General features: G+C 70.8%; 12 protein-coding genes. 3 read left to right on the top strand and 9 right to left on the bottom strand.

Annotated features, from left to right (window positions below):
• The first annotated feature begins 166 nt into the window (after positions 1 to 166).
• Positions 167 to 916 carry an aminoacyl--tRNA ligase-related protein gene (locus Q7P21_RS16950; protein WP_304170334.1) on the top strand — a complete coding sequence of 250 codons (750 nt, stop codon included), beginning with the start codon at positions 167 to 169 and terminating at the stop codon, positions 914 to 916.
• Here Q7P21_RS16950 and Q7P21_RS16945 read toward each other — a convergent pair.
• The gene (locus Q7P21_RS16945) at positions 913 to 1,623 is read right to left on the bottom strand and encodes a cytidylyltransferase domain-containing protein (protein ID WP_304170333.1); all 711 of its coding nucleotides are present in this window, start codon (positions 1,621 to 1,623) and stop codon (positions 913 to 915) included. The genes Q7P21_RS16950 and Q7P21_RS16945 overlap by 4 nt on opposite strands.
• Positions 1,624 to 1,667: 44 nt before the next feature.
• Complete coding sequence (locus Q7P21_RS16940; protein ID WP_304170332.1) at positions 1,668 to 2,540, bottom strand: aldo/keto reductase; 873 nt, start codon at positions 2,538 to 2,540, stop codon at positions 1,668 to 1,670.
• 99 nt (positions 2,541 to 2,639) lie between these two features.
• Here Q7P21_RS16940 and Q7P21_RS16935 point away from each other — a divergent pair, with 99 nt between their 5' ends.
• The gene (locus Q7P21_RS16935) at positions 2,640 to 3,629 is read left to right on the top strand and encodes an XdhC family protein (RefSeq protein WP_304178038.1); all 990 of its coding nucleotides are present in this window, start codon (positions 2,640 to 2,642) and stop codon (positions 3,627 to 3,629) included.
• Here Q7P21_RS16935 and Q7P21_RS16930 read toward each other — a convergent pair.
• The 7 genes from Q7P21_RS16930 to moaA are packed head-to-tail and all read right to left on the bottom strand — an operon-like array spanning position 3,626 to position 8,131.
• Entirely contained in the window at positions 3,626 to 4,189 is a 564-nt protein-coding gene (locus Q7P21_RS16930) for an NADPH-dependent FMN reductase (RefSeq protein ID WP_304178037.1), read from the bottom strand. The genes Q7P21_RS16935 and Q7P21_RS16930 overlap by 4 nt on opposite strands.
• Before the next feature lie 28 nt (positions 4,190 to 4,217).
• The gene (glp, locus tag Q7P21_RS16925) at positions 4,218 to 5,408 is read right to left on the bottom strand and encodes a gephyrin-like molybdotransferase Glp (protein ID WP_304178036.1); all 1,191 of its coding nucleotides are present in this window, start codon (positions 5,406 to 5,408) and stop codon (positions 4,218 to 4,220) included.
• On the bottom strand, positions 5,405 to 5,875 hold the full coding sequence (gene moaC / locus Q7P21_RS16920) for a cyclic pyranopterin monophosphate synthase MoaC (RefSeq protein WP_304178035.1): 471 nt from the start codon (positions 5,873 to 5,875) through the stop codon (positions 5,405 to 5,407). Before moaC ends, glp begins: the two co-directional genes overlap by 4 nt.
• Entirely contained in the window at positions 5,872 to 6,420 is a 549-nt protein-coding gene (gene moaB, locus Q7P21_RS16915; protein WP_304170327.1) for a molybdenum cofactor biosynthesis protein B, read from the bottom strand. The genes moaC and moaB overlap by 4 nt, the downstream gene beginning before the upstream one ends.
• Positions 6,417 to 6,866, bottom strand: a complete 450-nt coding sequence (locus tag Q7P21_RS16910) for a molybdenum cofactor biosynthesis protein MoaE (RefSeq protein ID WP_304178033.1) — start codon at positions 6,864 to 6,866, stop codon at positions 6,417 to 6,419. Before Q7P21_RS16910 ends, moaB begins: the two co-directional genes overlap by 4 nt.
• The gene (locus Q7P21_RS16905; RefSeq protein ID WP_304178032.1) at positions 6,863 to 7,102 is read right to left on the bottom strand and encodes a MoaD/ThiS family protein; all 240 of its coding nucleotides are present in this window, start codon (positions 7,100 to 7,102) and stop codon (positions 6,863 to 6,865) included. Before Q7P21_RS16905 ends, Q7P21_RS16910 begins: the two co-directional genes overlap by 4 nt.
• 3 nt (positions 7,103 to 7,105) lie before the next feature.
• Positions 7,106 to 8,131, bottom strand: coding sequence for a GTP 3',8-cyclase MoaA (gene moaA, locus Q7P21_RS16900; RefSeq protein WP_304178030.1), 1,026 nt, complete (start codon positions 8,129 to 8,131; stop codon positions 7,106 to 7,108).
• Positions 8,132 to 8,163: 32 nt separating this feature from the next.
• On the opposite strand from moaA, the gene Q7P21_RS16895 reads away from it, so the two are divergent.
• Positions 8,164 to 8,781 (top strand): nucleotidyltransferase family protein, encoded by a 618-nt coding sequence (locus tag Q7P21_RS16895; RefSeq protein WP_304178029.1) that lies wholly within the window; start codon positions 8,164 to 8,166, stop codon positions 8,779 to 8,781.
• Positions 8,782 to 8,920 lie beyond the last annotated feature (139 nt).

Here is an 8,920-nt window from a genome sequence, read left to right as displayed (position 1 = left end):
CCCAGATGAAGTCCGCCGCCCAGCCGACGCGCCTCGCGTCCGGCGGCCGAGGTCTGCGCGTCTTCGGATAAGCGCGGAGCCGGGCCCTTGCGCCTCGCGGTCTCCGCCGAGCCGGAGACGTAAAGCCCCAAGCCCGACCTCTCAGACCTCTTCAAGGAAGCCCATCGTGCTGTCCCTCTATGCCGCCAACGGCCTGGTCCACTGGACCGACCGCGAGATCCGCGTGCGCGACATGATGCTCGCCCACTTCGCCGCCGAGATTTCGGCCCACCTGAAATCCGCCAACCCCGCCTGGGATGTCCGCCGGGTCGAGGCGCCGGTGCTCACGCCCCGGTCGCTGATCTCCGACGCCTACGACGCCGGCGACGTCTTCGTGCAGCAACAGCTCAGTCCCCATGACCTGGAACTGGTCCTGCGGCCGGAGACCACGCCCTCGACCTACGCCTATATGCAGCATCTGCTGGGCGCCCATGAGGGCGTACGCCTGCCGCTCTGCGTCTGGCAGGCGGGCAAGTCCTTCCGCCGCGAACAGGACCAGACCACCCGGCACATGCGGCTGAAGGAGTTCTGGCAGCAGGAGTTCCAGTGCGCCTACGCCGCCGACACGGCCAACGACTATCACGCCGGCGTCCTGGAGCCGGTTCGCCGGATGATCGCCACCCTGACCGGCCTGCCGGCCCGGGTCGTCCCCTCGGATCGGCTGCCGGCCTATGCCGAGGTGACCATGGATGTGGAGGTCGACAACGGCGACAAGTGGATGGAGATCGCCTCCATCTCGCGCCGCACCGATTTCCCCGAGCGGGCGCGCTTCACCAGCAAGGCCGGCCAGGTCCGCGAGGTCGAGGTCAAGGTGCTGGAGATCGCCATCGGCCTGGACCGCTGTGTCTACAACTGGAGCGTGGCGGCGGACCGTTAGGCCGCCGCCCACTCCGCCAGATCGTGACGGCCCTGGAGGATGCTCAGCACGTCCTCCAGGCCGAAGCCGGGATCGGCGGGGTAGAGAGCGTCATAGACCCCCCGGGCGAAGGCCATGTCGGCCGAGGTCTTCACCCGCCAGTCGAGGGCGGAGACGTCGCGGCGCGCCAGGACATGGGCCTGGGGATAGCGATCGGGCCGGGCGCGGATCTGGGCGAGGGGCGAGGTTCCGGCGGCCGTGGCCTCATCGGCCTCGGTGGCCGTGCGGATCAGGGCCTCGGCGGTGACCACCTCGACCTCCAGACCCAGGGGAAAGCTCCGCTGGACCCGGTTGGAGACGTAGTCGGCCCGCGACGCCAGGGCCAGGCGGACGGTCTCGTCGATCAGGCCAGGGTCCACGAAGGGACTGTCGCCCTTGATGCGGACCACGTGGCGCACGGGGCCGGCCGCCTCGACACAGCGCATGAAGCGCCGCGACAGGTTCTCGGAGGCGCCCCGGAAGACGGTCTGACCCCGGGAGACCAGGAAGCTGGCCAGGGGATCGTCCACCGCCTCGCCGCTGGTGGCGACAATCAGTCGGGTCAGGCAGCGGGCCTGGCGAATGCGTTCCACCTGGCGCCAGATCATCGGCTCGCCGCGCAGGGGCGCCATCGCCTTGCCGGGCAGGCGGGGCGAGGTCATGCGGGCTTGCAGTATGGCGAGGATCACGGGCGGGCTCCTTCTGAGCGCCTTACCCGGGCCGAGGGACGCGCCTAGGCGGCGGCCCAGGCGCGGGGATCGAGGGCGACGGGGTCGTCGATGGCCATGTCGTCCCAGTCGAGGTCCGGGGGCGGGTTGGCGGCCGCGGCGATCACCGCGTTGAGTTCGGCGGCCGAGGCCACGCCCACCAACACGGTGTGGGCCTCGGGACGGGAGAGCGCGAAGCCGAGGGCGGCCTGCAGCGGGTCGCTGCGGCCCTCGGCGATCAGCCGGCGGGCGCGGGAGATGCGGGCGGCGGCGGCCTTCAGATGGTTCGGCGCGCGGTCCGGCGGCAGCAGCAGCAAGCCGTTCAGGAAGATCGAGCGCAGATGGACCTGCATGCCCATCTCGGCGATGGCGGCCAGCGTGCCGTCGACGATCAGCCGCTGGTCGAGCAGGCTGGCCGGGGCCTGGACCACGTCCGGGCGGAAGCGGCGGGCGACGCCCAGGGGATCGTCGGAGGCGAAGACCGAGACGCCGATCTTGCGGGTGACGCCCTGGTCCTTCAGCGCGCGCAGGCGGTCCCACATGGCCAGGCCATGGGGGCCGAACAGCTCGGAGGCCGAGGGCACGAAGATGCATTCGGCCTGCTCGACGCCCAGCCGGCGCAGGGCGGCGCGGGCTTCGGCCTCGACCAGGTCGGGGCCGCGATCAGCGCGGACCGTCGAGATGCAGACGTCGAAGGGATTGGGACGCGGCAGGACATCGGCGAGTGCGCCGTCGGCCTGGGGCGAGTGGCCGGCGACGTCCAGGACGGACAGACGCGAGCGCGCGGCGATCTCCAGCATGTCGCGGACCTCGGCCGAGCGCGGGCGTCCGCGGACGCTGGCCTGGTCGAGGGCGAACTGGCCGGAGCCGATGCCGAGTTTGGAAAGCGGAGAGGTCATCAACAACGCTGGATGCGAACCCTGTGAGCCCCCATCTAGACTCAAAGGCCTAAAGAACCGGTGTCTGGAACCTTTCTGGGGGGTTAAGCTGAGCTCATGATGGAGACCCTGCCCGAGTGGCCCTTGTTCGGCATGGCCGAGGACGTGCGGCCGGCCCTGCGCCAAGCCCAGCAAGGGAATCTGCCCCTGGTGCTGGCCACCCTGACGGCCGTCGAGGGCGGCGGACCGCGTCCCCCCGGGACCCAGATGGTTTTCGCCGACGGGATTGTCGCTGGTTATTTTTCAGGCGGCTGCGTGGAGGGCGACATCGCCGGCCACGCCCGCGCCTGCCTCCAGGACGGGGTTCCCAGGACCCTGGTCTATGGGGCGGGCAGCCCGTGGCCGGACATCCAGCTCCTGTGCGGCGCGCGGATCGAGATCTTCCTGGAGCGGGTCGAGGCCGGCGACCCCGCCTTGATCGAACTGCTGGCCGCCGAGGCGGCGCGGCAGCCGACCGAATGGATCAGTGACGGGGTGAAGCGCAGCTGCGCCGCGCCGGGCGCCGTGGAGACCTGGGCCGGGGCCATCGCGCGCCGCCACGACCCGGTCCCCCGGCTGGTGGTGTTCGGCTCCGATCCCACGGCGCTGGCCATCGCGGCCCTGGGCGCCCAGAGCGGTTTCGAGACCACCCTGGTTCGGCCCAAGGGGCCGGAGGCCCCGCCGCCCCTGGCCGGGGTCGGCTATCGCCGCGACGAACCGCAGTCTGCCCTCGACGCCGTCGGCGCCGACGCCTGGACGGCGGTGGCCATCGCCACCCACAGTCTTGAGCTGGATCAGGCGGCGCTCGCCGCCGCCCTGCCCTCGGCGGCCGGCTATGTGGGCCTGCTGGGCGCGCGGCGCCGCTTGCCGGAACGGCTCGCCCCGCTGCGGGCCAAGGGTGTGGCCGAGAGCGTGCTGCTGCGGGTCCATGCGCCGATCGGCCTGGACATCGGCGGCAAGGCCCCGTGGGAGGTCGCCGTCTCTGTGATCGGCGAGATCATGGCCCTGCGCCACGCCCGGGGCGCCGATCGCGCGCCGGCGTCCCAGAGAGACAAGGTCGGCGCCGGCTAGCGGCCGATCACCGCCTCGATCCAGGTGGCGAAGCTGGCCATGAAGCCGGTGAGGAAGCCCTTGGTCCCCTCGTTGGTGATCTGGCCGGCCTCGTCGAACAGGGTGGCGATGTGGCCGACATAGGCCTCCGGCTGCTGCATGGCGGCGACGTCCAGGAACACCAGGGACTGGCGCAGATGGTGGTTGGCCCCGAAGGCGCCCATGGCCCCGGGCGAGACGCTGACCACGGCGCCCGGCTTGCCGGCCCAGGCGCTCTTGCCATAGGGGCGCGAGCCGACATCGATGGCGTTCTTCAGGGCGCCGGGGACCGAGCGGTTGTATTCCGGCGTGACGAACAGCACGGCGTCGGCGGCGCGGACCTGTTCGCGGAAGGCGGTCCAGGCGGCGGGCGGACCGTCTTTCTCGACGTCTTCATTGTAGAGCGCCAGGTCGCCGATCTCGACGATCTCCAGCTTCAGGTGGGCTGGCGCGATGCCGGCCAGGGCCTTGGCGGTGATCCGGCTGAAGGAGCCCTTGCGCAGGCTGCCGACGATGACGGCGACGGTCCGGGGGGTGGTCATGGTCCAGGCTCCTAGAGGATGAGGGAGATCAGGCGCGGGGCAGCAGCAGGACCTCGACCAGATCGCCTGCGGCGGCGGGGGTGGCGCCGGCCAGGCGTCGCAGCAGGGCGTCGGCGCCGGCGAAGACGGTGATTAGCGACGAATCCTGGTCGCGATAGGGTTGGGCGATCAGGCCGCCGTCCTGGAAACTGAGCTTGGCCCGCATCCAATGTTCGCGCGGGCCATTGCCGCCCAGCGGCTGGGCGAGACGGGCGCTGGCGAGGGTGGGCTCGGCGCTGGCTCCACAATAGGCGGCGATCAGGGGTTTCAGGAACAGTTCGGCGCAGACGAAGGCCGAGGCCGGATTGCCGGGCAGGCCCAGCAGCCGGCGGCCGTCCGGCAGCGTCCCGAAGAAGGTCGGCTTGCCCGGCCGCACATTGACGCTGGCCACCTTGAGCGACAGGCCGAGCGCCTCGGCCGCGGCGCGGACCAGGTCATGGTCGCCCACCGAGGCGCCGCCCACCGTGACGACCAGGTCGGCCTCCGCGCCCCGTAGCGCTTCGATCACCGCGTCCAGCTGGTCGCGGACCGGCTTCAGCTTGCTGACCTCGGCCCCCCAGCCCTTGACCATGGCCGCGAGCGCCGGGGCGCCGGAATCATAGATCTGGAACGGGCCGGGTATGGCGGGCGCCTCGACGATCTCCTCGCCAGTGGAGACGATCGCCACCCGGGGGCGGTCATGGACCAGCACCATGGCGCGGCCGGCCGAGGCGGCGAGCGACAGCCGCCAGGGGTCGATACGCAGGCCCCGGGTCAGCAGCACCTGCTCGGCGCGGAAGTCGCCGCCGGCCGGGCGGATATTGGCGCCGGGGGCGCTGGCCGGGACCGTGACGGTCTCGCCGTTGCGGACGGCGTCTTCCTGGATGACGATGGTGTCGGCGCCGGCCGGCACGGCGGCGCCGGTGAAGATCCGCACCGCCTGGCCGGGGTGGAGCGCGGCCTCATAGCCGTGGCCGGCGGCGCTTTCGCCGACGATCCTCAGGCCGCCGGGGGTGTCCTCGCCCCGCATGGCCCAGCCGTCCATGGCCGAGGCGGTGAAGGGCGGCTGGTCGCGGACGGCGGTGACATCCTCGGCCAGGACCCGGCCGATGGCGTCCTTCAGGTCGATGGTCTCGGCCGGCAAGGGCTGGATTTCCGCCAGCATGGCCGCGCGGGCCAGGTCGACCGACATCAGTTTCATGCGCGGACCCAGTCGCCGGACTTGCCGCCGGACTTCTTCACCAGGCGGATCGCCTCCAGGGTCATGCCCTTATCGGCGGCCTTCAGCATGTCATAGACGGTCAGGCAGGCGACCGAGACGGCGGTCAGGGCCTCCATCTCCACACCCGTGGGGCCAGTGGTCCTGACCTTGGCGGTGACGGTAAGGCCGCCCTCGCCGGGCTCGACCCGGACCTCGACCTTGCTCAGCGCCAGGGGATGGCAGAGCGGGATCAGGTCGGAGGTCTTCTTGGCCGCCATGATGCCGGCGATCTCGGCGGTGGCGCGGACATCGCCCTTCTTGGCGTCGCCGGACAGGGCCAGAGCCAGGGTCGCGGCGTTCATGCGCACGAAGCCCTCGGCCACCGCCTCGCGGGCCGTGGCGGTCTTGCCGGAGACGTCGACCATGTTGGCGCGGCCGGTCTCGTCGATGTGGGTCAGGCCGCTCATTTTTCCAGCAGCCGGGGCATGAGCTCGACCATGTTGCAGGGGCCGTGGCGGCTATCGAGCTGGGCGGAGATCACCTTGTCCCAGCCATCCTTCACCGCGCCATTGGAGCCGGGCAGGCAGAATACGAACACCCCGCCGATGATGCCGGCGGTGGCGCGGCTCTGCAGGGTGGACAGTCCCACCGACTGGTAGCTGACCAGGTGGAAGATCACCGAGAAGCCGTCGATCTTCTTGTCGAACAGCGGTTCCAGCGCCTCCACGGTCACGTCGCGGCCGGTGATGCCAGTGCCGCCGGTGGTGATCACCGCGTCGACCTCGCCTGACGCGATCCAGGCCTTCACCTGCTCGCGAATCTGGCCGATGTCGTCCTTGACGATGGCCCGGCCGGCGATCTGGTGGCCGGAATCGGTGATGCGGCCAGCCAGGACGTGGCCGGAGGTGTCGTTCTCTTCCGTGCGGGTGTCGGAGACCGTCAGCACGGCGATCCGCACGGGAACGATCTTCAGGCTGTCCTCGATATAGCCGCCGAAGGTGATGGTGCTCATGTGGTCGTCTCCCAACGGGCGATGTCGGCGTGGTCCTGGAGTTTCGGCTCGATCCAGCGATCGCCGCCGGGGCCGGTCTCCTTCTTCCAGAAGGGGGCGCGGCTCTTCAAGTAGTCCATCAGGAAATCGCAGGCTTCGAAGGCGGCGCGGCGATGGCTGGCGGCCGTCGCCACGAAGACAATGGCTTCTCCGGGCGCGATCTTTCCGACCCGGTGCAGCACGGCGAGGTCGTGCAGGCCGAACCGTTCCCGGGCCTGGTCGGCGATCTTGCCGATCTGCCGCTCCGTGAAGCCAGGATAGGCCTGGAGCTCCAGCACCTGGGTCGCCCCGGCTTCTGCGCGGGCCAGGCCGGTGAAGGTGGCGATGGCGCCGGTCTCGCTGCGGCCTAGCGAAAAGGCGGTCAGCAGCTCGCCCGGCGCGAAGGGCTGGTCGGTGAGGGTGATCATCCGCCGCTCATCGGCGGGAGGAAGGCGACCTCGGACCGGGCGGTCACGGCCGCGTCGCCGCGTACGATCTCCTGGTCCAGCGCGATCTGCACGCCTGGGCCGCTCAGCGCCTGGCCGAGCGCCGCGTCCTCCTCGGCGAGCCGGGCGCGCAGGGCGAACAGGCTCATCCCCTCCAGGTCGCGCTCCTGCCAGCCGGCGATGTCGCTGAGGCGTCCGAACAGCAGCACCCGGGCCATGGCTCAGCCGCCCGTGGTCGACATGTGCCGGGCTACGGCCGGGGCGGAGGCGCGTACGATCTGGAAGTCGTGGCCTTCGGGCTTGGCGTCGACGGCGAGGCGAACGGCGTCGACCAGATCGGCGTCGGTCCCGCCGGCCCGCAGCACGGCGCGCAGGTCCGACGCGTCCTCCCGGCCCAGGCAGGTGTGCAAGGTGCCGGTGCAGGTCAGGCGCACCCGGTTGCAGGCCTCGCAGAAATTGTGGCTCAGCGGGGTGATGAAGCCCAGCCGGCCGCCGGTCTCGGCGACCCGGACATAGCGGGCCGGGCCGCCGGTGACATGGTCGCTGTCGGTCAGGGTCCAGAAGCTTTCCAGGGTCTGGCGGACCTCCTTCAGCGACAGGAACTGGTCGGTGCGGTCGATCTCGATCTCGCCCAAAGGCATGGCCTCGATCAGGGTCATGTCGCAGCCCCGGGCGTGGGCCCAGGCGATTAGGTCGGGGAGCTCGGCGGCGTTGTCATCCTTGAGCGCCACGGCGTTGATCTTGACCGCGATCCCGGCGGCCAGGGCCGCATCTATGCCGCCGATCACCTTGGAAAGGTCGCCGCCCCGGGTCAGCTTGCGGAACAGATCGGGTTTCAGCGTGTCCATGGACACATTGATCCGCCGGATGCCACAGCGGGCCAGGTCGGGGGCGAACTCGGCCAGCCGGGTTCCGTTTGTGGTGAGGGTCAGCTCCTCGAGCGCGCCGCTCTTCAGGTGCCGCGACAGGGATTCGATCAGCCCCATCACGCCCTTGCGCACCAGGGGCTCGCCGCCGGTGATGCGCAACTTGCGCACGCCCAGGCCGACAAAGGCCGAGGCGATGCGGTCGAGCTCCTCCAGGGTCAGGACCTCGGCCTTGGGCAGGAAGGTCATGTGCTCGGCCATGCAATAGACGCAGCGCAGGTCGCATCGGTCGGTGACCGAGACCCGCAGATAGGTCACCGTGCGGCCGAATCCGTCGATCAGGGCGGGCGCGCGGGGCGAGGGGGCGTCGTAGGGCGTCATGACCTTGGCAACATAGAGAGGATGAGCCGTCCATGACAGGGGGCGATGCTTTTGAAGCCATCCTATTGGCGGCCGGCGCCGGTTCGCGCTTCGGCGGCGGCAAGCTTCTGGCGCCCTGGAGGGGCGGGGTTCTGCTGGACGGCGCGCTTGCCGCCACCTTCGCCGCGCCCGTGCGCAGGGTGGTGGTGGTGACGGGGGCCGATGGCGTCGCCGTCGGCCAGGCTGTCCGGGCCTTCGCGGGTCGGACGGGCCAGGCGGATCGCCTCCATCTGGTCCACGCCCCCGATCATGCCGAGGGCATGGGCGCGTCCCTGCGGACTGCGGCGGCGGCGCTGTCGAAGGGCGCGGCTGGGGTGTTCGTGTTCCTGGGCGACATGCCGCGCATTCCAGCCGGGATCGCTGACGACCTGGCCCAGGCGGTGCGCTCTGGCGCACTGGCCGCCGCGCCCGTGTTCCAGGGCGAGCGCGGCCACCCGGCCCTGATCGGCCGCGCGCTGATCCCGCAACTCCTGATCCTGAAGGGCGACGCCGGGGCCCGCGCGGTGCTGAAAGACCTGGGCGACCGGCTGGTGCGCGTCGAGGCGCCTGACGACGGGGTGCTGTTCGATGTCGACGAGCGGGGCGATCTCGACGCGAGTGCGAAAAAGTAGTACTTCTTCGCACTCAGGAGGCCGCCATGTCCAAGGTCGAGAAGATTTCCATTTCCCTGACCGGTGAGCTTGCCGACGTGGTCCGCGCGGCGGTCAGCACCGGCGGCTACGCCTCCTCCAGCGAGGTGATCCGCGCCGC

The sequence above is a fragment of the Phenylobacterium aquaticum genome (assembly GCF_947378715.1).
In the GTDB taxonomy this organism is placed as follows: Bacteria; Pseudomonadota; Alphaproteobacteria; order Caulobacterales; family Caulobacteraceae; genus Phenylobacterium; species Phenylobacterium aquaticum_A.
Note: the sequence above shows the minus strand (reverse complement) of the source record. Positions and strands in the feature narration are given on the sequence as shown.